The organism is Microcystis aeruginosa NIES-4325 (assembly GCF_008974145.1).
GTDB classification, from domain to species: Bacteria; Cyanobacteriota; Cyanobacteriia; order Cyanobacteriales; family Microcystaceae; genus Microcystis; species Microcystis aeruginosa_G.
The window spans coordinates 43813-68288 of record NZ_BJKP01000021.1; the positions used below are offsets into that span (position 1 = coordinate 43813).

Genomic DNA, 24476 nt, shown 5'->3' on the forward strand with positions numbered 1-24476 from the left:
GGGGAGAATGGTGTGGGTGTGGGGTGATACTGATAACTGATAACTGAAATTAGGTGAGATAATCCTGTAAAGCTTTCACTTCTAAAGGTTGGGATTGCAGGGATTTTAAGGCTGCTACCGTCGCTTTTGCCCCGGCGATAGTGGTGATAATTGGTAACTTATAATCGAGGGCAGTACGGCGAATTTGTCGGCCATCGTTTTGGGATTCTTCACCACTGGGAGTATTGACAATAAACTGAATCCAGTCATTTTTGATCCAATCGATAACGTGGGGACGACCTTCGTGAATCTTTAGCACTAAATCGATATTTTCGCAACCGTTTTCTAACAAAACTTCACGAGTTCCCGAAGTGGCGACGACGCGAAAACCGAGGGATTGCAGATCCTTAACCACGGGAACCATGGGGGTTTTATCGCGATCATTCATCGAGACGAAAACCGTTCCACTGGTGGCTAAAATCACGCCGGCGGCCATTTCTGCTTTAGCGAAAGCTTTGCCAAAATCGCTGTCAATCCCCATTACTTCGCCTGTAGAACGCATTTCTGGTCCCAGGAGAGTATCGGCGCCGGGGAACTTCTGGAAGGGTAAAACCGCTTCTTTGACGGCGATATGACGGGGAATTGCTTCGCTGATGATACCCAATTCCGTCAGGGTTCGGCCTGACATGACGAGGGAGGCAACTTTTGCTAAAGGAACTCCCGTTGCTTTGGAAACGTAGGGAACGGTACGACTAGCCCGGGGATTCGCTTCTAAGATATAAACTGTCTCCCCCTGTACCGCATACTGGATATTCATCAAACCGACTACTTTTAAAGCTTTCGCCAGTTCCACCGTCCATTGTCGAATTGTGGTTAAAACCGAGTCGGTCAGGGACGTATGGGGGATAGAACAGGCAGAATCGCCCGAATGTACGCCCGCTTGTTCGATATGTTCCATTAATCCCCCGATAACTACCGTTCCCGTGGCATCTGACAGGGCATCCACATCCACTTCGATGGCATTTTCGAGGAATTTATCGATTAAAATCGGGTGATCTGGTTCTATCTGTACCGCATACTTCATATAGCGTTCCAATTCGCTATCGGAATAGACGATTTCCATCGCCCGACCGCCTAAGACGTAGGACGGACGTACTACCACAGGATAACCGATGCGTTTAGCCACCGCTTGGGATTCTTGGAAACTGCGGGCAATACCGTTGGGAGGTTGTCGGATATCTAATTGTCGGAGGATTTTTTCAAACCGTTCCCGATCTTCGGCGGCATCGATCGAATCGGGTGAAGTTCCCCAAATTTTGGTATTTACGGGACAATTAGGCGATTCTAAATATTTTTGAAGGGGAACCGCCAGTTTTAAGGGAGTTTGCCCACCGAATTGAATAATTAAACCCTCTGGTTGTTCCGCTTCGATGATATTTAAGACATCTTCTTTGGTCAGGGGTTCAAAGTAAAGGCGATCACTGGTATCGTAATCGGTGGAGACAGTTTCCGGGTTAGAGTTGACCATAATCGTCTCAAAACCGGCTTGACTGAGGGAAAAAGCGGCATGACAACAACAGTAGTCAAATTCTATCCCCTGGCCGATGCGATTGGGACCACCACCGAGGATCATGACTTTGCGTTTATCGGAGGGCAAAACTTCCGATTCTACCTGTTCGTAGGTGGAATAATAATAGGGTGTTAGGGCTTCAAATTCCGCCGCGCAGGTATCCACCATTTTATAGACTGGAACAATACCCAAACCCTTGCGATAACTTCTCACTTCGTCCTCGCTGCTGTTGGTGGCGAAGGCGATTTGGCGATCGCTAAAACCCTGTTGTTTAATAGCGAATAGGTTCTCTTGGCTGAGACTTTTCAGGGGAGTTCGTTTGAGAAACTTCTCGGTTTCCATCAAATCGGCCAATTTATCGAGGAACCAGGGATCAATCCCGGTTAGTTCGTGGATTTCCTCCCCATTCATGCCCAATTTGAAAGCATGATAGATGCTATAAACTCGTTCGGGGTTAGGTGTCCGCAAACTAGCCCGGACTTCCGAGAGGGGGGGCAGAGTTTCGACTTTATCGCAACCAAAGCCAAAACGCCCCGTTTCTAGGGATCGAAGTGCTTTTTGAAAGGATTCTTGGAAAGTTCGACCGATAGCCATGGCTTCCCCGACGGATTTCATCTGGGTGGTTAGAATCGGTTGGGATCCGGGGAATTTCTCGAAGGCAAAGCGAGGAATTTTGGTGACGACGTAATCGATAGTCGGTTCAAAGGAAGCTGGGGTTTTTTTGGTGATATCGTTGGGAATTTCGTCTAAAGTGTAGCCTACTGCTAGTTTAGCGGCAAATTTAGCGATCGGGAATCCCGTGGCTTTCGATGCTAGGGCCGAAGAACGGGATACCCGGGGATTCATCTCAATCACGATTACGTCCCCGTTAGTGGGATTAACGGAGAATTGGATGTTCGATCCGCCGGTTTCTACGCCAATTTCCCGAATAATTGCTTTAGAATAGTCCCGGAGGCGTTGGTATTCTTTATCGGTTAGGGTTTGGGCGGGCGCAACCGTAATCGAGTCGCCGGTATGGACCCCCATCGGGTCAAAGTTTTCGATCGAACAGATGATCACCACGTTATCGGCTAGATCGCGCATAACCTCTAATTCGTATTCTTTCCAGCCAATTAGGGATTTTTCGACGAGAATTTGCGATGTAGGCGAACAATCTAGCCCATACTGGGCCATCGGTTCAAATTCTTCTTGGTTATAGGCAATACCGCCCCCGGTTCCCCCTAAAGTGAAGGCCGGCCGGATAATGAGAGGATAGGAACCGATCTGATGGGCGATCGCTTTCGCCTCCTCTAAATTGTTGGCAATCCCCGAAGGACAGACGGGAACACCGATTTTCTCCATTGCTTCTTTAAATAGTTCCCTATCTTCGGCTTTTTCAATAGCGGGAAGTTTTGCCCCGATCAGTTCCACGTTATATTTTTCTAAAACGCCGCTTTTGGCCAAAGCTACCGCAGTATTGAGGGCAGTTTGACCGCCCATCGTCGGTAGAATCGCATCAGGACGTTCTTTAGCGATAATTTTCTCAACAATTTCCGGCAGAATTGGTTCAATGTAGGTGCGATCGGCCATTTCTGGATCGGTCATGATCGAGGCGGGGTTAGAATTGACTAAAATTACCTCATAACCTTCTTCTCGTAGGGCTTTACAGGCTTGAGTTCCCGAATAGTCGAATTCACAGGCTTGTCCGATGACAATCGGGCCAGCGCCCAAGATTAGGATTTTCTGTAAGTCATCACGGCGTGGCATAGGCTTAGGGTTGCTTGACGATAAACCCCAATCATTGTATATGTTGTCACCCTCAATCCCGCAAAGCTTTATTTAGGTTTAATGACCTTGTTTGCTTGAGGAGGCGGTCGGCGGTCGGCAGCTTTTTTCTCTCCACTTCCCCACTTCCCCCATTTCCCTGATAACTGATCACTGTTTACTGATCACTGATATCGCGTACGATGATAAGATTGTTTTCAAAGATACAATAGGCGTTTGTCTTCGCTAGAGAGTTTATGAAAGTTGGCGATCGAGTTCGTGTAATTGAGTCCGTGGTAGTTTATCATCATCCTGAACACAAATCGGATCCTTTTGACGTGAAAGGACTAGAGGGAGAGGTAAAAGCGTTGGTCACCGAATGGCGTGGTAGGCCAGTTAGCGCCAACCTACCCGTCCTTGTGGAGTTCAGTAAAAAGTTTAAAGCCCATTTTCGAGATTTTGAGTTAGAAATCCTGGAAAAAGCCGCCGAATAGGGACTTTTTCGCTTATTTAAGCTACAAAGCGAATAAATTTATTTTTGCCCACCTGTAGTACTTTTCCGGTTAAAGCTTCGGCTGTCTCAAAATTTTTGTCCACATCGGTGATTTTCTCACTATCGATCCTCACCGCGCCCCCCTGAATCTGTCTTCTCCCTTCGCCGCTACTTTTACATAAGCCGGTGGCCGAAAGAAGATAGAATAATTTCAGAGGAAAAGTGACCGCTGCTAGGGAAAATTCGGGGACAGAGTCCGCAGCTGCCATATTTCCCTGTAGAACTATCTCCTGCGCCGTTTTTTGTGCTTTTAATGCCTCCTCTTTCCCGTGAAACTGGGCAACTACCTCGATCGCCAGTTGTTTTTGTGCCTCTCGCGGATTGATCGGCATAGCATCTAATGGCAAATTTGTCAATAGTTCGTAATAATCTTTTAACAAAGCGTCGGGGGTTTTTTCCAGTTTCGAGTACATGGACAGGGCCGATTCCCGCAATCCCACATAATTATTCAGGGATTTGGACATTTTTTGACTGCCATCGGTTCCGATTAAAATCGGTAAAAGTAGCCCGAATTGCGGTTTTTTAGCGAAATATTTCTGTAAATCACGACCGACGGCAATATTAAATTTTTGATCGGTTCCTCCCAATTCCACATCGGCCTCAACAGCTACGGAATCATAACCCTGCATTAAGGGATAGAGAAATTCATGGAGAAAAATCGGGGTTTCCCGGTCGTAGCGTTCGGAAAAGCCTTCTTTTGCCAACATTTGCCCCACGGTCATGGTGGAGAGAAGTTCGAGAATTTGCGAGAGGTCTAATTTCCCCAACCATTCCGAGTTATAGCGAATTTCTAGGCGATTAGGGGTGTTAAAATCTAAAATTGGGTGTAATTGTGCCAGATAATTCTCAGCATTAGCTCTCACTTCTTCGATGGTCAATTGTTTTCTAACTTCCGATTTTCCCGTCGGATCGCCGATTCTAGCGGTAAAATCGCCAATAATCACCACTGCTACATGACCGGCATCCTGGAAAGCACGCAGTTTCCGAAAAGGGATACTATGGCCTAGGTGAATATCGCTGCCGGTGGGGTCAATACCTAGTTTAATTCTTAAAGGGCGATCGGTAGTTTGCAGTAGTTGGGTTAAATTTTCCCTAGGATCTTGGGAGTCGGGTTGATGGGGGAATAAATCACTGGTTCCACGGGTTAGCCAGTCTAGGGAGGAAGATACGGTCATCGTTGCACATTTTCCACAGCCTTCCTATTATAGTTTTTTATTATGTCAAGTAACAAGCAAAAGGTAAATAAACCGGCATCTTCACTAAGAGTCGATAATATCTTGACAATTCTCCCGATCGAATATAGAGTCTTAAAATCTTCTTTTTCAAAACTATCAAAAAATTTTCTGTCTTGAATTGCGATCAGATAAGCCGATGAATCCTAGTTTTAATAACTCTATACCCGTGCAGAGGATCAAAGTTTCCGTAATCGTTTCTACCTATAAATCAGCGGAGTTTATACTGGGTTGTCTAGAGGATTTAATTACTCAAACTCTTTATGAAAAGGGAGAAGTAGAAATTATTATTATCGATAGTGCTTCTCCGGAGAACGAAGGGGAGATTATCCAAGAGTTTCAAGAAAATTATCCTAATATTATTTACCAGAGAACTACAGAACGAGAAACCCTCTACTGCGCTTGGAATCGCGCTATTAAACTAGCTAGGGGTTCCTATCTCACTAATGGGAATACTGATGACCGTCGCTGTTTCAATGCTCTGGAAATTATGGCTAATTATCTAGATAATAATAGAGAGATTAGTTTAGTTTATGCTGATCAATTAATTACTACAATCAAAAATGATACTTTTGCCACTACCTCAGCTTTAAAACATTGGAATTGGCCAAATTACTCCTATCAACAGATGCGTCAAGGTTGTTGTGTGGGTTCTCAACCAATGTGGCGAAAAATGCTGCACGATAAATATGGTTATTTTCAGGAAAGTTTTCACTGTGCTGGTGATTACGAATTTTGGTTAAGAATCGGCAGTAAAGGTAAAAAAATGGCTTTGATTCCTGAGATTTTAGGGTTATATTATTTAAATCTCAAAGGTTTAGAACATGGCAGCAATGGTCAAGCATTAGAGGAACATTATCAAGTGTGTAAAATCTATGAAATTCCTCACCTAGAAATTAAGGATATAGAAATTAAACCCAATCCAGTTAAGATGGAAGATTTAGGGAAAATTTTAAATAAGGATGAGCGAGAAAAATTAGAAACAATTCAAGCTATCTCCCAGAAGAAACCCCCAATTATTGTTATTGATGGCGTAATTTTTCAAATCGATCAAGGAAAATTAGCCAGGGTTTGGTCTTCAATTCTAGAGCATTGGAGTCAATTAGAATTGAGTCAACACATTGTTATTTTAGATAGAAATAACACCGCACCACGATGGGAAGAATTTAAATATTGGCCCGCAGAATCCTACGATTATAATTGTACGGGAAAGGATGCCAGAAAAATTCAAGCTATTTGCGATCGCCTACAGGCTAATTTATTTATTTCCACTTTTTATACCAGTCCCTTAACCACTCCTTCTCTACTTTTTCTTGCTTCTGAGTTCCCAGAAGAAAACGGCAATTTACCAGTGGATTTAGAAAAACACTATGCAATTTTATCCGCTTCTATAATCATCGCTTTTTCCTTTGATATCGCCCAAGATTTAAGAAGGTTATACCCAAAAATTACCCCCAAAAAAATTGATATTATCGAGCTTGTTGAAGTTAATCAAAAAATAGCGGTAGAAATCAGTAATTTTCTCTGGTATGCGCTCAGTCAACGGAACGAATTAAGTCAGGATCAAGTCTGGTTAGAGTTAAGAAAATTACAGGAAGCGCAACAGACAATGTATCTGAAACAACAGCAAGATTATCATAGTATGCAACAGATGGAAATATCACTAAAAGAATTAGAAAATAATCATAATAATCTCCAGAAAAATAATCAGAAATTACAGGAAGAAATTAACTATTTGTCCTCCCGTAAGGGAATAGTAAAAACCATCGGCAAAACTCCTATCTTACTTCTTGCTAAGATCAAGAAAAAACTCCCAAGATTTTAGAAAATTAAGGGAAGTTTCCTAACAATGATTACAATCATGGCAGAGCAGTGCCTAAAAGTGGTAAAGTAATGTTAAGAATTAGAGGAGAAAACACTGTGCCACATTCGATCGTCACTGGAATTTGTGAAGGGGTTGCTGATTGCGTTTCCGCTTGTCCTGTTGCTTGTATCCATCCGGGACCGGGTAAAAATGTTAAAGGAACCGATTGGTATTGGATTGATTTTGCCACTTGTATTGACTGTGGTATCTGTCTTCAAGTATGTCCCGTCGAAGGTGCAATTCTCCCAGAAGAACGTCCCGATTTACAAAAAACGCCCTAATTTATCAGTTATCAGTTATCAGTTGTGAGTTTTCAGTTTACTGCTTACTGTTCAATGAAAATGCTCCCCACTTCCCCACTTCCCCACTTCCCCATTCATATTACTCTCTCCTTTTTACCTTGCCATGGATTATCTTTTAGAAGTCGAACAAGTTTATGCTGGTTATGTGCAGGATTTATACATATTGCAAGGGGTTAACTTTCGCATTGCACCGGGGGAATTAGTCACGGTTATCGGTCCCAATGGTGCGGGAAAATCTACCCTTGCTAAGACGATTTTTGGTTTATTAAAACCCAGTGCTGGAACCATCACTTTTAAGGGAAAAAATATCGTCGGTTGGAAATCTAATCAAATCGTTCCCCTCGGTATGGGTTATGTTCCCCAAATTGCTAATGTTTTCCCGTCCCTGAGCATCGAGGAAAATCTGGAAATGGGGGCTTTTACCAGTGAAAAAGCGATTAAACCGCTAAAAGAGCGCATTTATGCCATGTTTCCCCGTTTGCTTGAGCGCCGTCGTCAGAAAGCTGGCACTTTATCCGGAGGAGAAAGACAGATGTTAGCCATGGGACGAGCGCTGATGTTGCAACCAGATTTATTAATTCTCGATGAACCTTCGGCAGCTTTATCTCCTATCTTAGTAACCAGCGTTTTTGAACAGATAAAAGCGATTAATCAGACGGGAACTGCCATTATTTTAGTGGAACAGAATGCCAAAAAAGCCCTAATGATGTCCGATCGAGGTTATGTTTTAGAAAGTGGTCAAGATCGTTTTCAGGGATCGGGTCAAGATTTACTCAATAACCCGAAAGTAGGGGAATTATACCTCGGTGCGGCCCACCATGGCGCACCAGGAAAGAATTAATTTGGCTCTCTTGTTCTTTGTGTGATAAATCTAACTTATCTAGAAGCGATCAATCTTTGTGTCCTTTGTGTCTCTGTGGTTCGTTCCCCAGAGCCTTAATTTTAATTGAAGCAAAACAGAAAAGTAGGCATTGTTTCACTTTTTAGCATACCAGCGCCATAAAACTCGGGCTAAACGTTGGGGATCGTGACGAACTTTGGCAGTAACTTCATCTTCTGCCATTACATTCGCTAAGATAATGCGATAACCCATTTTTCCCACCTCCTCGCGATCTAAAAAGACGGGATGACTATGCTCTTGGGCGTATAATTGTAGAGATTGGGGCGATGGTGCAGTTCTTTGGGCCAAAACCGCATCAAAGACGCGTTCTTCACAGACTCCTTCGATCGCTCGCAAATGATCAGCCACCGAATAATTGTCTGTTTCCCCGGGCTGGGTCATAATATTACAAACATAGACCCGGGGGACTGTCACCTGTGCCAGGGCCTGACGAATTGCGGGAACCAACAAATTAGGGATAATACTGGTATAAAGACTACCCGGCCCGATGATAATATAATCTGCCTCCTTAATTGCCGCTAAAGCCGCCGGTAAAGCGACCGGATCGGCAGGATGACAGCCAATCTGACGAATTTGGCCCATAGCTTCGGTTATCTTCGATTCTCCCTCAATAATGCGCCCATCGGCTAACTTAGCCCAGAGACTAACATCGGTAAGGGTAGCCGGTAGCACTTTGCCGCGAATCGCCAAAACTTTGGCACTAGCATCGATCGCCTGTTCCAGATCCCCAGTAATCTCGGTCATAGCACTGATAAATAAATTACCAAAACTGTGGCCCGATAAACCATCCCCGGCATGAAAGCGATATTGAAACAATTCCGTTAATAACTTTTCCTCATCGGCTAAAGCGGCGATACAATTGCGAATATCCCCCGGGGGTAAAATGCCCATTTCCCGGCGTAATCGGCCCGAAGAACCGCCATCATCAGCTACGGTGACAATAGCGGTGATATTGGAACTATACTGTTTTAAACCCCGTAAAAGCGTCGATAAACCTGTACCGCCACCGATAGCCACGATTTTCGGGCCGCGATGGAGACGACGATGGGTGCGTAGGAGATCAACTAATTCCTCCGATGCGTCCGGTTGTAGTGCTTCTGTAATCGTTTCGACTGTGCGACTCTGACCCCAGAATAACAAAAAGACACCCAGCAAAACCGCCAGTGGTCCGGAAACAGAATTGGGGACCAAACGGGCGATCGTTTCTAATGCTTGGGAAACAAACTCTAAAAAGCGATTAACTGGGGTTAATTTTACCCAAATAGCCAAACCGAAGGAGGTGAGAAAAACGCCGGTTAAACTGATTAAAAGCCAGCGTTTGACAAAAAGACCGGGATAAAGCCATTTAAACCAACGATTAACCCGTTTAGGCGTTTTTTTGCCCACAGAAGCGGCTATTTTCCCCTTCTGAGCGTTGAGTTCCCGTAGCGTCTGTTTAAATGGACTCATAGATGTGGCCTGGCAGCGAACGCATTCATTGATTCTGGAGAGACTGTAGCCGAAAAAGGGGACAAACTCAAGCTAACCTAACCCCCCACTTGGGAATAGGCCGCCTCGGAAATTGTGGGAATATCGGCGTATTTGCCGATAAACGACTGTATAATGCTGTAAACACAGGCGGCAAATGCTCCCAAAAAGACGACGTTAAAAAGAGTTTCTACCACCAAATTCGCCCCTAAACCCCTAGCAAAGAAACCTAAGGCCAATCCCAATAAATACACCAAAATATCGATTAAAATCGCCTGCATGGTGTTAAACCGGATAAAATGACTGATGCGGGGATTGCGTACCACGGCAAAAAAGAGGACGAAAAAGATGATTAAACTGCCAAAGCTTCCCAGAGAACTATAGAGAAAAGCTAAGGGAGTTAAAACTATTGCTAAGGCCGCTCCTAAAAAAGGAATTTGCTGAAAGATAAAGATACCGAAGGCAAAGGCCGAATATAAGGGTAAAAGATATACTAAAGCTGCAAAAATGCGATCTTTTGTATCGGTTGAGCCGCGCCAAGTCATAATCTATTGTCTCCTGAGACTACTGCTAACTCTCTTCAAGATAACCCGGCAGCCCACCAGACTTCCCGTAACCGAAAAAATTGATCGAGGCCGAACATTGTTAGGCCTCGAGCGAGTTATTCTCAAACAGAGACGGGGTGCTTGATTTCCTGTAACAGAGCCAGATATTCCTCCTTAAAATACTTTAGGGTACTTAAAATCGGATTGGGAGCGCTTTGACCAAGACCACAAAGACTGGTTTCCTTGACCATTTGACAGAGATGTTCTAAGTTTTCGAGGTCGTGAATATCGGCCTTTCGAGCGATAATTTTGGCCAATAATTCAAACATTTGTACTGTTCCCGTGCGACAGGGGATACATTTACCACAGGACTCCTCGCGACAGAATTCCATATAGAATTTCGCCACTTCCACCATGCTGGTGGTGTCATCCATGACCACCATACCCCCGGATCCCATCATCGAACCGAGTTTGGCTAAGGATTCGTAATCCACGGGAGTATCGAGTAAATTAGCGGGAATACAACCCCCAGAGGGGCCGCCAGTTTGTACCGCTTTTACTTGACCATCGGGAACACCACCCCCCATCTCCTCGACAATTTCCCGGAGAGTAATGCCCATCGGCACTTCAATCAGCCCATTATTGCGGATTTTTCCCGTTAAAGCGAAGATTTTTGTCCCTTTACTGCTGGCAGTACCGATATTGGCATACCAAGCAGCCCCCTCGCGGATAATAGCGGCGATATTAGCGTAGGACTCGACGTTATTAATCAGGGTGGGACAACCATCGAGGCCCGATTGGGCCGGATAGGGGGGACGGGTGCGAGGAGTGCCGCGGCCGCCTTCAATGGAATGGATGAGAGCGGTTTCCTCTCCACAGACAAAGGCCCCCGCCCCGATGCGGATATCTACCTTAAAATCGAAAGTGGACTCGAATACTTGGGAACCCATTAAACCGAATTTTTTGGCCTGATTAATCGCTTTTTGCAGACGATCGATCGCCAGAGGGTATTCGGCCCTAACATAGATATAACCATGATCCGCCCCCACAGCATAGGCAGCGATCGCCATTCCTTCTAGGACTAAATGGGGGTCACTTTCCAAAACACTGCGGTCCATAAACGCCCCGGGATCCCCTTCATCGGCATTACAGATAACGTATTTTTGTTTACCCGGTTGTTTAGCCACCGTTGCCCATTTTAAACCAGTTGGATAACCGGCACCGCCCCGGCCGCGTAAACCGCTTTTGGTGATTTCCTCCACCACCTGGGCCGGAGTCATCTCGTAGAGGGCCTTGTAGAGAGATTGATAGCCACCGACGGCGATATATTCCTCAATGCGATCGGGATCGATTTTACCGCTATTTTCCCGGACAATTTTGACTTGATGGGAGAAAAAGGGATGTTTTGAGTCCCCTAATTGCACCTCGGTTTTGCCGCCGTTTAAGGCCGCAATAATGCTGGCCGCACTTTCTGGGGTGACTTCTTCGTATAGGAGATCCTGGGGATCCACTTCCACCAACGGACCGCGACCACAAAAACCCATACAACCGACCCCCACCACTTCGACTGTATCCTCTAGGTGTGCCTCTTTAACGGCAGTGTCGAGGTTTTTTTCGATTTGGAGGGAGTTAGCAGCTTGGCAACCGGTGGAAGTGCAACAATGCACCCGGATGCTTTTTTGTCTAGCTTTTTCTTTTGCGGCCACTGCCAATAATTCTTGTAAGTCCATATTTTTCTCAATCCACTAGAGTGAAAAATTACTGGGAGAAACTCTTTAGTTTCGCTAGGACAGTTTGCGAATCTTGTTTCGGGGCCACGACTCCATCGAAGACCACGGCCGGCGCAATCCCACAGGCCCCGATACAACGGGCCGACACTAGGGAAATTTCTCCATCGGCGGTGGTTTCTCCCACTTTGACATCAAAGCTGTTTTCGATGTCTTCGAGGATTTTGCCGCTGCCTTTGACATAACAAGCGGTCCCCATACAGACAATACAGGTGTGTTTTCCCGCTGGTTTCAGGGAAAAGAGATGATAGAAGGTTGCTACCCCATAGACGCGACTGAGGGGCAGTTTTAGCGCCCGGGCAACGTAGAGGAGAACATCTTCTTCTAGGAATCCAAAAGCTTCTTGCGCTTTGTGCAGGACTTCAATCAGGGCTGATTGATTATATCCTGCTCGCTTCATGGTGATGTCGAGGACTTTGAAGCGTTTATCGCCACTGGGATGCTCTTTTTTCTCCGTTTGAGGAGGATTGGCAGTTTGCATAAATCTTAACCAAATAAATTTTAGGGGCGATGACGGGAAAAAGATGGAGAGTTATGGGTTTTCCTTGGTCATCTCCCTGCTTTTATTCTGACACTGGCTCCGGAGGGCGATCGATAACTTTATCTTTCCTTTAGTTATTGGGGGATAGGGGATTTTTCTGTTATCAGTGACCGGTCAGGGATTAGGAGATGGGGCATGGGGTAAAAAGCCGCTTCTTACAAGAGGACATCTCTCAAAAATAGCCAAATTCTGCACGACCACTTAATTGATGAAGTGGTTCAAGGAAAGTTTGTCAACCTTGAGCAAGTTAATTTTTGTTAAGCTCCTTCCCTAACCTCTTGAAGATAAATTTAACCTCATTTGTCAAGAATTATCCACCGCCCATTCAAAAATGAAACGCATCAACCTTAAGAGTTGACAGAGAAAGGCTCATCAGGTACTGTCTGATCATTAACAACAACAAATCAGACCCAAAAACGAAGCCCCCAACATCTTAACGTAGAACAAAGAAACTTGCTCTACCAACTTAGTCAAGAGGGAAATTTATTTCATCTTCTCTTCACTGTCTTCACTTTCTTGATCATCTTTATTGATTTCTTCTTTAAATCCCCGTAAAGTTTTCCCCAAAGCTGCCCCAAATTCGGGTATTTTTTTCGGTCCAAATATCAGGACAACAACCACGGTAATAATTACTATTTCTGGCCAACCTAATCCAAACATAATCTTGAAAGTAAAAAGTAAAAAGTAAAAAAGGGTGTTGGGGTTTTAGGGTGTTGGGGTTTTAGGGTATTAATTGAATTTCCCCATTTCCCCATTTCCCTATCCCCTAATCCCTAACCCCCTCTATACCGCCACTTCAGCGCGTTTATAAGCTTCGTCGAGGACTTCTGAGAGAGTTGGATGGGTGTGGATGCGGAAAGCGAGTTCATGGACAGATTTACGTTCAGCGATCGCATTGGCCGCTTCTTGAATTAAATCCGATGCGTGGATACCGATAATATGAACACCGAGTAATTCGCCCGTATCCTGACGATAAACGACTTTAGCGATGCCTTCCGTTTCTCCTTCCGCTAAAGCTTTGGAATTTCCCTTAAAATAGGTTTTGACAGCAGCGACTTTATACCCTTCTTCCTGTCCCAAAGCTTCTGCTTGCGGTTCCGTTAAACCCACATAACTAATTTCGGGGTGGGTAAAAGCGGCGGCGGGAATACTGCGATAATCGATGGTTTTTGGGCGATTACAGATATTTTCAATGGCTATTACCCCTTGACCCGAAGCAGCGTGAGCTAACATCATTTTACCCGTAGCATCGCCCACAGCCCAGAGATGGGGAATCGGTTCACCGTCCTGAATTACCTGCATTTTGTCATTAACCGCAATAAAACCGCGTTTATCCAGTTCTACCCCCACAAATTCCAATCCGAGACTCTTGGTCGCAGGGATTCTTCCTGTAGCGACTAAACAAGCATCTACTTCTAAAATTTCGATCGCTTCTTTGCTTTTTGCGTCCACCAGTTCAATGGCCACAGGATTCCCCGGTTTAATACTTTTTGCCAAAACTCCCACATAAGTCTCGATGTCTCTAGGTTTAATCAGAACTCTTTCCGCAATTTTCGAGATTTCTGGGTCAAATCCAGGCATGAGACTATCTAAAGCTTCGATCATCGTCACTTCACAACCCAAAGCGGTATATATATCCGAAAATTCCAGACCGATATAACCACTGCCGATAATTGCAATCCACTTGGGTAAAGTTTCCAGTCTAACGGCCTCATCGCTGGTAAAAACCGTTTTATGATCGATCTCAATCCCCGGTGGGACAAAGGGAACCGACCCCGGACAGAGCATAATATCCTTAGCTGTGTAGATTTTTTCGCCACTATCCCCGATGACGCTAACTTTTTGCGGGCCGGCGATTTTTCCCCAACCGTGGATAGTGTCAACCTTGAGACGTTTAAGACTATTAGTAAGATCGCCTCTAATTTTACTGACAAGGTTGTTAGCATGATCGGCAATTGTCGGACGGTCAAAATTAACGCCCCCGATGGCAATACCTAGACTTTTCAGATGGTCACTATCGGCTAATTCTCGCACTCGTCCCGAGGCTGCCAGTAAAGCTTTAGAGGGAATACAACCGCGATTGACACAGGTTCCTCCCATATCTTTGGCTTCGATAATAGCTGTTTTTAGCCCACATTTGACCGCGTGTAGGGCTGCGCCGTGGCCACCAACGCCAGCGCCGATAATAATTAAATCGTAGTCGAATTCACTCATAGTCTCTCTGACTCTCAAAGTTAGCATTATCCCATTTTACGCTCCACTGCGATCAAGCGGCGCTATCCCAGCTAAAAACTGGAGCCAGTTTTTAGCCATCAGGCTCTTGTGCATTGAAACTAGATATTGGCAATTTTAGGACAAGACGTTACTAGACCTCTGGTAAAAATCAAAAATTGTTGTTGGGGTTAGGAGCCGGTCGTCGGTAGTCAGTAGTCAGGAGAATTAAAAATGAATAAGATCTATTCACAGATTTTATGCCATTTAATCCTTATTTTTGCCGTTTTTGAATCATAAAAAATTAATTAGGCAAGATGTTACTGAAGCAAGATATGAATACTAATTCCGCATCGTATCCATAAGTTAGTCTAGTCCTAGATTGGAAAAATTAGACCTCCTGTCAACACTTTGCCAGATGATGGGAACATCTTTCTCTTACCATAATTTAGGCTCGAAACCAGAATCATTAATGATTTCTACCGTTTCTCCCGATGGTTTAATCACAAATAAACCTTGTTTATAGGCATAACGATCTACTCCTTCATCTATTTCTATTCCTGCCACTGCACCATAAGCTTGATAGTTTTTATAATGGGGAAATGCTTGTTTAAATCGACTTAATTTTTCTAAAAACTCATTGACATCATCTTTCGATAAACGAGACTTACATTCTACTAAAACTACCTCGGTTTCATCGACGGCTAAAATGTCAATCTCCATGGCTATTCCTTGCCGTTTTACCCTGGCACGACTGTAGGTTTCTTTGACATCGATACCTTTGCTACGAAATAGGCCAATCACAGCAGGTTCGACTAATTCCTGGACAAATCTTCCCCAGCGAGTGGTTAAACTATCCACAGCACGACTGGTATTGGCCACTGTTTTCTCTAGATCGGCCAAACGGCGATCGGCTTCGGCCTTGGCTTCAGCCGCCCGGCGATCGTATTCTTGGCGTGATTGTTCAAACTTTTCGTTAGTTTTCTCAAAAAGTTTATAGATATCTTCGATGGTAATCGGTTGAGACATGGTTATTTATTCTAATTTTTCTTATTCACTTGTTACTATAATTGTACTAGCAAAGTGCAAGTCATTTTAGGGACGGGTGTTAATTGAGCAAGTCAATAGTTATACTAAATCCGTTGAGTAACGCACAGAAAACGGGTTTCTCGGAGAAACCCGTTTTCTACTCATGCACTCATGCAAAACGGAGAATCGATAATCAGTTTTTAATAACTGGATTTAGTATGAGGACGATATAGCGGGGACGGGAACCACAGTTTCTTCGTTAATCATGGTTTCTAATTGTTCAGCCTGGGATTTGGCTCGATAAATCGATCATTGTAAATAATTGTTACAAATACTTGACTTAAGATATTTCTATGGTGACAGAAACACAGATCAAAGAAAAAGCGCTAGAGTTGGGCTTCCATAAAGTCGGTATTGCCTCTGTGGACAGCCAAGACTCGGCAGTATCCCATCTAAAAAGCTGGTTAGAGCGGGGTTATCACGCCGATATGGATTGGATGACTAACCCGAAACGACAGGATATCAAAACTCTTTGGCCAGAAGTGCGATCGCTAATTTGTCTCGCTCTTAACTACTACACCCCCCAGCAACACAGTCAGGAACAAAACCACGGCAAAATTTCCCGTTATGCTTGGGGAAGGGATTATCACAAAGTATTAAGTAAAAAATTAAAAGCCCTCAGTCAATGGTTAGAAAGTCAGGGGGAGCAAATTCAAACCCGTTACTATGTGGATACAGGACCGGTACAGGATAAGGTTTGGGCGCAAAGAGCAGGGATCGGCTGGATTGCCAAGAATGGTAACTTAATTACCCGCAATTACGGCAGTTGGGTGTTTTTAGCCGAAATATTAACTAATTTACCTTTAGAACCCGATCAACCCCATAGCTACCATTGTGGCACCTGTAGCCGTTGTTTAAGCGCCTGTCCCACCCAAGCAATAGTTAGCCCCCATGTGGTGGATGCTAGTCGCTGTATTGCCTACCATACTATCGAAAATCGTGCTGTAACTTTGCCCACAGAAATTGCCAAGAATTTACAGGGTTGGGTAGCTGGCTGCGATATCTGTCAAGATGTCTGTCCTTGGAATCAACGTTTTGCCCAAGTTACCGACGTGGAGGATTTTCAACCTCGTCCCGAAAACCTCTCGCCAAGGTTAGATGAATTAGCTAATCTAACTATAGAGGAGTGGGATCGTCGTTTCATCTCATCAGCCCTACGTCGAATTAAACCCCACCAGTGGCGACGTAATGCCCAAGCTAATTTAGCTCATTCCCCTCACCCCCCAGAAGATGACAATTAAAGTAGTAGTGTTCGATTTTGATGGTACTATCGCCGATACCCACGATACTTTCGTGGAGATTGTCAATCGTTTGGCTAAAAATTTTGGTTATCAACCCATCAACGAGGAAGATTTGGCCAGACTAAAAAACCTTAGTTCCCAAGAAATTATTAAACAATCCCAAGTTTCCCCCGTTAAAATCCCTTTTTTACTCTATCGAGTTAAACGGGAATTAAATAAACAAATTGAATATCTGAAACCTTTCCATGGCTGGCATCACTGCCTCGCCACTCTTAAAGAAAGAGGCTATAGATTGGGAATAATAACTTCTAATACCAAAGAAAATGTCACCATATTTTTAGGTAATAATCAACTATTAAATTTATTTGATTTTATCTATTCGGGAACGCCTTTATTCAGCAAACACAAAATTATTGATCGCCTGATCCGACAAAATAAGTTCTGCCCCGATGAAATGATTTATGTCGGCGATGAAACTAGAGATATTACTGCTGCCCAAAAAAGTCGAGTGCAAGTGGTGGCGGTCGCTTGGGGCTTTAATTCCCCTCAAATTCTCACTCAATTTAACCCCGATCATCTCATTCATCATCCCCTAGAATTATTGGATATTTTAGATAGGGCTGGCTGAAAAAGTTTTTACTAGGAGGCAGGGAGAGGGAGTATTGGGCATTTGTACTAAAATACCCAATACTCAGTTTAAATATAGACTTCGATCGATGGGGGCAGAGAGACTCGAACTCTCACGAGCTTATAAGGCTCAACGGATTTTAAGTCCGTAGCGTCTACCATTCCGCCACGCCCCCGTTACTTAACCGACAATTTTTTATCATATCACAAATAATCTAATTGTCAAGAGTATTTTCAGTAAATTATTTTAGCCCGCCAATTCGATCGCCGCAAAGGGGGAAAGACAAGGTAAAATAATCAGCAGGTGAATTGCCGTTCACCGACAGCTATTGAGAAAAATCAATCCTTATGCAATCAATTCTGACGCAAGAAACCATTATCATCGCCCTGATCTACCTATCTCTCAGTGTCTTGTATTTGCTCGTCATTCCCGCGGTTATCTACTACTACCTCAATACGCGCTGGTATGTAGCATCTTCTTGGGAAAGAGGGTTTATGTACTTTCTGATGAGCTTTTTCTTCCCCGGTATGCTGTTGTTAAGTCCTTTCCTTAACTTCCGTCCCCAACGTCGTACCCTAAAAGCTTAAGTTATCAGCAAAAAAAACCCATGAGACGTATCGATGTCATCGGGATCGGTATAGGGATGTTTGCTGTGGGCGGCATCCTCTACATTGTCCTGCAAAAAACCGGTTTAGATAGTGCTTCGGCGGGAATTTGGAGTCAAGCGGTGTTGGTGGGGGGTGTCATCGGTTGGATTTTGACCTATCTGTTTCGAGTCGCCACCGATAATATGACCTACGGCAAACAGCGCAAGGATTACGAAGATGCCGTCTTTAAAAAACGCCTGGAAGCGATGACTCCCGAAGAAATCGCCCAAATGCAGCGGGAGATTGAAGAAGAAAAAACTAAATAGATGGATGAAACCCGATAAAATCATCATCGGTTGGCGAGAATGGCTCGATTTACCCGATTTAGGCATTACCAAAATTAAGGCCAAGATTGATACAGGTGCTCGCTCCTCGGCCCTACACGCTTTTCATCTGCATCCTTTTCGAGATGGCGATCGCAATTGGCTGCGCTTTCAGGTTCATCCCTACCAAAAAGATAGTCACCACACTGTCACCACCACCGCAGAAATCCTCGAATGGCGACAGGTAAAAAATTCCGGGGGTCAAAGTCAACTACGTCCCGTTATCAGAACAAGTGTATTATTAGGCGGTCGTCAATGGGCGATCGAATTAACCTTGACTAATCGCGATGTCATGGGTTTTCGGATGTTATTAGGACGAGAGGCCTTAAAAAAAGGCTTTCTTGTCCATCCGAATAAGTCTTTTTTACTGAGTTAAGTTATATTTAAAGCCGTGGCTCTCCTAGGTTTGGTGGGTAAAATGTATTCTAAGATACATTACTCCTAGCGAGGGAGTGGAGCGAACCACAAAGACACAAAGGACACAAAGATCGATCCATCCTATGTAAGTTAAACTTATCACACAGAACCTAGAAGAGCCAAGCCGTCAGTTTTGCATCAGTTATCAGTTATCAGATGTGAGTTTTTAGTTCACTGTTTTCTGTTTACTGTTCACTAAAAAGGCTCCACTGCTTTCCTATACCTTTTAAACAAGATTTAGTATTAGATGCCCATAATATTGATTCTCTCTCAGATTCTTGAGGAATGCCTCTCGACATTCTTAATAATTTCAGGTGTATTATTATCTATCTAAATTCTTGGAGTTTGTTGCTGTATAATTGTGATGACTGCCCCTGCTTTTTATCTGAACTATGCCCATTCCCGATTTTCAATCGATTATGTTGCCCCTATTAAAAATACTTGCAGATGGCAAAGTTTATAAATATCGAGAAATTTTTGAAGCCTTGGTCAGGGAGTTTCAAGTCACGGAAGCAGAAAAAAAAGAAATGCTTCCCAGTGGACAACAAGAAATTTTTGCTAATCGAGTCGGTTGGGCAAAAACCTATTTAAAGAAAGCGGGATTAATTGAGTCACCCCAAAGAGCAACTTTTGTAATTTCTGAGAAAGGAAAAGAAATCTTATCTCAAAATCTAGACCATATCGATACAAAATTTCTCAGGCAATTTCCTGAGTTTCAAGAATTTACTAGAGTCAATAAGCAAAATGAAACTATTACTTTTGAAAGCAATTTATTAGCTTCTGATCAAGAACAAACACCCTATGAATTACTAGAAAACTCCTATCAAGAAATTCGTCAAGCATTAGCGACAGACTTACTTTCTATTCTGCGAAAATTATCCCCAGATGCTTTTGAAAAATTAGTAGTAGAATTACTGGTAAAAATGGGTTATGGTGGCTCGATTAGAGATGCCGGTAAAGCGGTAGGTAAGAGCGGTGATCAAGGGATTGATGGGATAATAAAAGAAGATAGACTCGGTTTAGATATAATCTATATTCAAGCCAAAAGATGGGCTGATAATAATGCCGTTGGTCGTCCAGAAATCCAGAAATTTGTCGGGGCATTAGCGGGACAAGGAGCCAAAAAAGGTATTTTTATCACTACTTCCTATTTTACCAAAGATGCGTTAGAATATGCCCCCAGAAATGAGATAAAAATAGTGCTGATTGATGGGGAAGAATTAAGTCAATTGATGATTGATTATAACTTAGGTGTATCGACCCAAAAAATCTATGAAATCAAGAGAATTGATCATGATTATTTTGGGGATGAATGAGAGAGAGATGAGGACAAGGGTTACAGAAAACGGCCATGGCGTTAAAATAGATGGAAAAAATAGAGGATAAAAACTATGGACGGGATGACCTTTTTTCAGAAAAGTGCGGGACAGTGGAAATCTCAGCGCACCACCCATCATTTACCCTTTCGACGCTCAGAAACTGGCGATTCCGAGATTTATGTGGAAGCTTTAAGCGCCGATAACCCGAAAATTATCGCTATCTGTGAAATGCACGAAGTCGATCCCGCTAAGACTGTGGGGGGGGCCTTTGTCAGTTGGGATGGTTCGATGCAGTGGGACAAAGAAGACGAAAATCATCAAGGAACCACCGTTTTTGCGCTAATTCCCGATGAAGATAATCCCCAAGCGGGTGTTCTCCTGCGGGAGCGAGGTTATGCGGAAATCGTTCCCGTGGCGGGCCGTTATCACATTGATGAACAGGAAGGTTTAGTCTTAATTACAGAATACGAAACTATGACCTCGATCGAGCGTTTTTGGTTTGCCGATGCCGATTTACGTCTCCGCACTAGCACAGTTCAACGTTTTGGCGGTTTTAATACGGCCACTTTTTGTGCTGAATCCCGTAATCAGTCATCGGAGTCAGTCTCTAGTGATTCCCCCGAACCGCCATGTTATTCGATTAGTGGCTGGTAAATTCAGTTATCAGTTATCAGTTATCAGTTATCAGTTATCAGTTATCAGTTATCAGTCATCAGTCATCAGTTTTTCTCCCATCTCCGGCGCTCCCATCTCCCTGCTCCCCTGCTCCGGCGCTCCCATCTCCCTGGATGGTAAGCAAGTTTTCTTAACAATTGTAAGAATTTTTAATATTTCTTTTCTAGTTGGCACCTACTCCCTTATCATTAGGAGGAAAGTTTTTTAAGCATTTCTAAGGATACGGAGGTTTACCCTTGGCCATTCCTCTTTTAAATTACGCCCCCAAGTCCCAAAACGTGCGGGTAGCTGGTTATGATGTCGGTGGAGACGAAAAACCGAGAGTTTACACGACGGAAAATGTCCTCTCCCCTAGCGACCTGGACGATTTAATCGAAGCCGCTTACCGTCAGATTTTCTTCCATGCCTTTAAATGGGATCGGGAACCCTTCCTCGAATCCCAATTACGCAATGGACAATTATCGGTGCGGGATTTCATTCGTGGTTTACTGTTATCGAAAACCTTCTATAACAGCTTCTACGAGAAAAACAGCAACTATCGCTTTGTCGAACAGGTAGTACAAAGAGTTCTCGGTCGCGATGTCTATAGCGAAAGAGAAAAAATTGCTTGGTCGATTGTCGTTGCCACCAAAGGTATTCAAGGTTTTGTCGATCAACTTCTCAACAGTGACGAGTATCTGCAAAGCTTTGGTTATGATACCGTTCCCTACCAACGTCGTCGTACCCTGGCCAGCCGCGAAATCGGTGAACGTCCATTCAACATCACCTCGCCTCGCTACGATGGCTACTATCGTGGTATTTTGGGCTTCCCTCAAATCGTTTGGCAGAATGCTGTCCGTCGCTATGTTCCCCAAGATCAAAAACCCAAAGCTGGCGATCCTTCCAGCTTCTTGGCTATGGCCCGGGGTCTCGGTAGTGCCAAAGGAAATCCTGTACCAAGAGTCTCCGCTATGAATATTAACATCGAGGCTTCTGTACCCCGTCGTTAATTTTTAGCTAAACCTACCGGGGAGAGTCCCTAATTGGCAGAATGACCCCTGAACCATAATCAGGTTATTCTGTGGATTGGTGGCCCTCCCTATGGGGTTGATCCTGAGATAATCCCCCCACCGAGAACGATTTCCCCTTCATAAATCACGGCTGCTTGGCCCGGGGTGATGCTAAATTGTGGTTGATCGAAAACCAGTTTCACTTGATTATTTTCTAGGGGAATAACATTGACGGGAACGGCCGGAGAACGATAACGTACCTGTACTTGAGCGCGGATAGGGGTGGTGGGTTCAGCAATAGAAACCCAGTTCATCCGTCCGACAAGACAAGCGGCACTAACGGCACTTTCGCGATTACCGACGATAACCCGATTCATGACGGAATCCAGTTTTACCACATAGAGAGGTTCGGCGGCGGCGATGCCGATGCCTTTGCGTTGTCCGATCGTATAATGATGGATACCGCTATGTTTACCCAAAACTTTGCCATCGAGATCGACGATATCGCCCTCACTAACGGCGATATACTTATCTAAGAACGATCGCATAGTTCCGTGAGCTTCAATCAAGCATAAATCCTGACTATCGGGTTTATCTGCCGTTTTTAAGCCGAATTCCTGGGCAATTCTGCGGGTTTCTGCCTTGGTTTGTTCTCCCAAAGGAAATAAAGTCCCACGGAGTACGTCTTGAGTTAGATCATAGAGAAAATAGGATTGATCTTTATTGTTATCGACGGCGCGCAGCAGTTGATAACGGTTGTTTTCAGGAGAAAAACGAATTCTGGCGTAGTGACCAGTGGCAATAGTATCCGTTTCTAAGGTTTCCCTAGCATAATGCAGCATCGGGCCAAATTTTACCGCTTTATTGCATTGAGAACAGGGCAGCGGTGTGATTCCCGCTTCGTAACCAGAAACTAGATAATCAATAATTTCTTTTTGGAAAAGCTTGCGACTATCGACGATATGATGGGGAACCCCCAACTGCTCACAAATAAAGGCCGCATCTACCATTCCCTCGGAGCAGCATTGACCTTTACCCTTCATTAACCACAGGGTCAAGCCAATAACATCATAACCTTGAGCGTGTAGAGCGGCAGCGGCGACAGAGCTATCCACTCCCCCCGATAGACCGACAACAACTTTTCCCATAAATCTTGTAATGATTTTTAACCAATATACTTTCTAGACTAGCATCTCCTACTTTAAAATTTGGACATGGTGTACCCAAATTTCGTGTGAGGACAAACCAGCATGATGAGAACAAAACTACTGTTTTTCTCGGCTTTATTTTGGTTAAAAGTCGGGATAATGGCTCAGGGAACGCTGCTGCTAAAAGCAAACTTATCTTTTGCCCAGAATGTTTATCCCGGTCGTCGTTTGCCCCCACCGCCGGCGGTGAGACAACCAACTAAACGTTCAGACAGTCCCAGTGCTGTTAATTGTTCCCAATGTTCACCCTTAAATTTGCCCCCGGTTAATTCTTCTTCAGTTCACCCGCCGGTGGCTGCTCCGGTTTCTGGGAATCAACCCCTGAGAGAATACGTTTTTCAAGCCCCCGCTCCCGTGCGTCCTGCCGATGCTACGGTGATTAATAATCATCATCGTCAAACTGTCAATCCACCGGCCCCCACACCTCAAAATCGCGCCAATAAACCCCCTTCTCCTCCACCACAGCAGCGGGTTATTGCGACTAATCAACTCTTTCGCGTTGAAGTTAGGAGTAATAGTGCAGAAGCGCTGGCAAAAATTCAAGAAATTGAACCCCTCGCATTTATCCGCGCGGGAGAAAATGTTATTCAAGCGGGGTTATTTCAACAACAATACCAAGCTAAACAACGGGTACAAGAGTTAACTAAACAGGGTTTTAGCGCCCAGATTATTACCCTCAATAATTAGTAAAGTTAGGGTTGAGAATATCAATAATAATCGGGGTTCAGGTCTGGGAATTATCCCTAAGTCTCCTTACCCCTTGCCTTACTGCGGGTTAATAAGACCGCTTGTAATACTAAATACTGTTTAAAAGGTATAGGAGAGCAGAGAGACACAATAGACCTCTTGCATAATTTTTTTATGGTATAATATAAGGTTTTGCTTTTTTCTCAATTCTTAGATTGAAGTGGAAAAAAGAATAAAATGTGATCTTAGGTCAGGAAATCATCTATAATTTTGCTATGTTTATTAGCAAAATTATGGATTATCAAAACTTATCAGATGAACAATTCAAACGCCGTTTCGGTGTGTATAAACAAACATATAGAAAGATGGTAGAATCAGTAAAAAGTGTTGAAGCCGACTCTAATTCACCATCTAAAAGGGGACTGAAACCTGGGAGCAAGTCAGTTTTGTCAGAACATAAATACTATTCAATAGCTAAAGACTGTTATTTAGGTAAGCACAGCGGTGTTTAAGCACTTGAGGGATATTTTCTTCATTCCACTGGGCTCCAGAAATTTT

23 protein-coding genes, 1 tRNA gene and 1 pseudogene are annotated in these 24476 nt (G+C 44.0%); 14 read left to right on the top strand and 11 right to left on the bottom strand.

The window, feature by feature from the left end; genetic code table 11:
• Nucleotides 1-49 precede the first annotated feature (49 nt).
• Nucleotides 50-3295: a carbamoyl-phosphate synthase large subunit gene (gene carB, locus MiAbW_RS12675; RefSeq protein WP_151696405.1), complete on the bottom strand. Its 3246-nt coding sequence runs from the start codon at nucleotides 3293-3295 to the stop codon at nucleotides 50-52.
• 254 nt (nucleotides 3296-3549) lie between these two features.
• Here carB and MiAbW_RS12680 point away from each other — a divergent pair, with 254 nt between their 5' ends.
• Nucleotides 3550-3786, top strand: a complete 237-nt coding sequence (locus tag MiAbW_RS12680; RefSeq protein ID WP_151696406.1) for a ferredoxin-thioredoxin reductase variable chain — start codon at nucleotides 3550-3552, stop codon at nucleotides 3784-3786.
• 16 nt (nucleotides 3787-3802) lie between these two features.
• Here the strand turns inward: MiAbW_RS12680 and tyrS are convergent, their stop codons facing one another.
• Complete coding sequence (gene tyrS / locus MiAbW_RS12685) at nucleotides 3803-5020, bottom strand: tyrosine--tRNA ligase (RefSeq protein WP_151696407.1); 1218 nt, start codon at nucleotides 5018-5020, stop codon at nucleotides 3803-3805.
• Nucleotides 5021-5216: 196 nt separating this feature from the next.
• On the opposite strand from tyrS, the gene MiAbW_RS12690 reads away from it, so the two are divergent.
• The 3 genes from MiAbW_RS12690 (at nucleotide 5217) to MiAbW_RS12705 (ending at nucleotide 8084) form a co-directional block, all read left to right on the top strand.
• Entirely contained in the window at nucleotides 5217-6902 is a 1686-nt protein-coding gene (locus tag MiAbW_RS12690; RefSeq protein ID WP_151696408.1) for a glycosyltransferase, read from the top strand.
• 95 nt (nucleotides 6903-6997) lie between these two features.
• Complete coding sequence (locus tag MiAbW_RS12695; protein WP_016516721.1) at nucleotides 6998-7222, top strand: indolepyruvate ferredoxin oxidoreductase subunit alpha; 225 nt, start codon at nucleotides 6998-7000, stop codon at nucleotides 7220-7222.
• 124 nt (nucleotides 7223-7346) lie between these two features.
• Nucleotides 7347-8084, top strand: a complete 738-nt coding sequence (locus MiAbW_RS12705) for an ABC transporter ATP-binding protein (RefSeq protein ID WP_151696410.1) — start codon at nucleotides 7347-7349, stop codon at nucleotides 8082-8084.
• 135 nt (nucleotides 8085-8219) lie between these two features.
• On the opposite strand, the gene MiAbW_RS12715 is transcribed toward MiAbW_RS12705, so the two are convergent.
• The 7 genes from MiAbW_RS12715 to MiAbW_RS12745 all read right to left on the bottom strand — a co-directional run bounded on the left by MiAbW_RS12715 (nucleotide 8220) and on the right by MiAbW_RS12745 (nucleotide 15724).
• Complete coding sequence (locus MiAbW_RS12715) at nucleotides 8220-9593, bottom strand: gluconeogenesis factor YvcK family protein (RefSeq protein ID WP_151696411.1); 1374 nt, start codon at nucleotides 9591-9593, stop codon at nucleotides 8220-8222.
• A 77-nt stretch (nucleotides 9594-9670) separates the two neighbouring features.
• Complete coding sequence (locus tag MiAbW_RS12720; RefSeq protein ID WP_151696412.1) at nucleotides 9671-10156, bottom strand: Tic20 family protein; 486 nt, start codon at nucleotides 10154-10156, stop codon at nucleotides 9671-9673.
• Between the two features lie 122 nt (nucleotides 10157-10278).
• A complete protein-coding gene (nuoF, locus tag MiAbW_RS12725; RefSeq protein WP_151696413.1) occupies nucleotides 10279-11886 on the bottom strand; it encodes an NADH-quinone oxidoreductase subunit NuoF in 1608 nt (535 codons plus the stop codon).
• Between the two features lie 28 nt (nucleotides 11887-11914).
• Nucleotides 11915-12424 carry a bidirectional hydrogenase complex protein HoxE gene (gene hoxE, locus MiAbW_RS12730; protein WP_151696414.1) on the bottom strand — a complete coding sequence of 170 codons (510 nt, stop codon included), beginning with the start codon at nucleotides 12422-12424 and terminating at the stop codon, nucleotides 11915-11917.
• 543 nt (nucleotides 12425-12967) lie between these two features.
• Nucleotides 12968-13144 (bottom strand): twin-arginine translocase TatA/TatE family subunit, encoded by a 177-nt coding sequence (gene tatA / locus MiAbW_RS12735; protein WP_151696415.1) that lies wholly within the window; start codon nucleotides 13142-13144, stop codon nucleotides 12968-12970.
• A gap of 123 nt (nucleotides 13145-13267) precedes the next feature.
• Entirely contained in the window at nucleotides 13268-14698 is a 1431-nt protein-coding gene (gene lpdA / locus MiAbW_RS12740) for a dihydrolipoyl dehydrogenase (protein ID WP_151696416.1), read from the bottom strand.
• Between the two features lie 435 nt (nucleotides 14699-15133).
• Nucleotides 15134-15724, bottom strand: coding sequence for a DUF3782 domain-containing protein (locus MiAbW_RS12745; protein WP_151696417.1), 591 nt, complete (start codon nucleotides 15722-15724; stop codon nucleotides 15134-15136).
• Between the two features lie 353 nt (nucleotides 15725-16077).
• On the opposite strand from MiAbW_RS12745, the gene queG reads away from it, so the two are divergent.
• Both queG and MiAbW_RS12755 read left to right on the top strand, forming a co-directional pair.
• Nucleotides 16078-17025, top strand: a complete 948-nt coding sequence (gene queG, locus MiAbW_RS12750) for a tRNA epoxyqueuosine(34) reductase QueG (protein ID WP_151696418.1) — start codon at nucleotides 16078-16080, stop codon at nucleotides 17023-17025.
• Entirely contained in the window at nucleotides 17015-17653 is a 639-nt protein-coding gene (locus MiAbW_RS12755; protein WP_151696419.1) for an HAD-IA family hydrolase, read from the top strand. The genes queG and MiAbW_RS12755 overlap by 11 nt, the downstream gene beginning before the upstream one ends.
• 89 nt (nucleotides 17654-17742) lie before the next feature.
• On the opposite strand, the gene MiAbW_RS12760 is transcribed toward MiAbW_RS12755, so the two are convergent.
• Nucleotides 17743-17828 (bottom strand) — tRNA-Leu (locus tag MiAbW_RS12760).
• A gap of 172 nt (nucleotides 17829-18000) precedes the next feature.
• Here MiAbW_RS12760 and ndhL point away from each other — a divergent pair.
• From ndhL to MiAbW_RS12795, 6 genes are all read left to right on the top strand, one after another.
• A complete protein-coding gene (ndhL, locus tag MiAbW_RS12765; RefSeq protein ID WP_002732218.1) occupies nucleotides 18001-18240 on the top strand; it encodes an NAD(P)H-quinone oxidoreductase subunit L in 240 nt (79 codons plus the stop codon).
• Nucleotides 18241-18260: 20 nt separating this feature from the next.
• Complete coding sequence (locus tag MiAbW_RS12770; protein ID WP_151696420.1) at nucleotides 18261-18566, top strand: DUF3007 family protein; 306 nt, start codon at nucleotides 18261-18263, stop codon at nucleotides 18564-18566.
• 4 nt (nucleotides 18567-18570) lie between these two features.
• The gene (locus MiAbW_RS12775) at nucleotides 18571-18999 is read left to right on the top strand and encodes an ATP-dependent zinc protease family protein (protein WP_079205903.1); all 429 of its coding nucleotides are present in this window, start codon (nucleotides 18571-18573) and stop codon (nucleotides 18997-18999) included.
• A gap of 433 nt (nucleotides 19000-19432) precedes the next feature.
• A complete protein-coding gene (locus MiAbW_RS12780) occupies nucleotides 19433-20356 on the top strand; it encodes a restriction endonuclease (RefSeq protein WP_151696421.1) in 924 nt (307 codons plus the stop codon).
• 75 nt (nucleotides 20357-20431) lie between these two features.
• A complete protein-coding gene (locus tag MiAbW_RS12785; protein WP_151696422.1) occupies nucleotides 20432-21013 on the top strand; it encodes a phycobiliprotein lyase in 582 nt (193 codons plus the stop codon).
• A 257-nt stretch (nucleotides 21014-21270) separates the two neighbouring features.
• On the top strand, nucleotides 21271-22023 hold the full coding sequence (locus MiAbW_RS12795; protein ID WP_151696424.1) for a phycobilisome rod-core linker polypeptide: 753 nt from the start codon (nucleotides 21271-21273) through the stop codon (nucleotides 22021-22023).
• A gap of 89 nt (nucleotides 22024-22112) precedes the next feature.
• Here MiAbW_RS12795 and mnmA read toward each other — a convergent pair whose 3' ends face one another.
• Nucleotides 22113-23171 carry a tRNA 2-thiouridine(34) synthase MnmA gene (mnmA, locus tag MiAbW_RS12800; protein ID WP_151696425.1) on the bottom strand — a complete coding sequence of 353 codons (1059 nt, stop codon included), beginning with the start codon at nucleotides 23169-23171 and terminating at the stop codon, nucleotides 22113-22115.
• A gap of 102 nt (nucleotides 23172-23273) precedes the next feature.
• On the opposite strand from mnmA, the gene MiAbW_RS12805 reads away from it, so the two are divergent.
• Nucleotides 23274-23918 carry a hypothetical protein gene (locus MiAbW_RS12805; protein ID WP_172967371.1) on the top strand — a complete coding sequence of 215 codons (645 nt, stop codon included), beginning with the start codon at nucleotides 23274-23276 and terminating at the stop codon, nucleotides 23916-23918.
• Nucleotides 23919-24193: 275 nt separating this feature from the next.
• Nucleotides 24194-24349 (top strand): annotated as a pseudogene (locus MiAbW_RS12810) (IS5/IS1182 family transposase); the annotation flags it as partial.
• Between the last annotated feature and the right edge of the window lie 127 nt (nucleotides 24350-24476).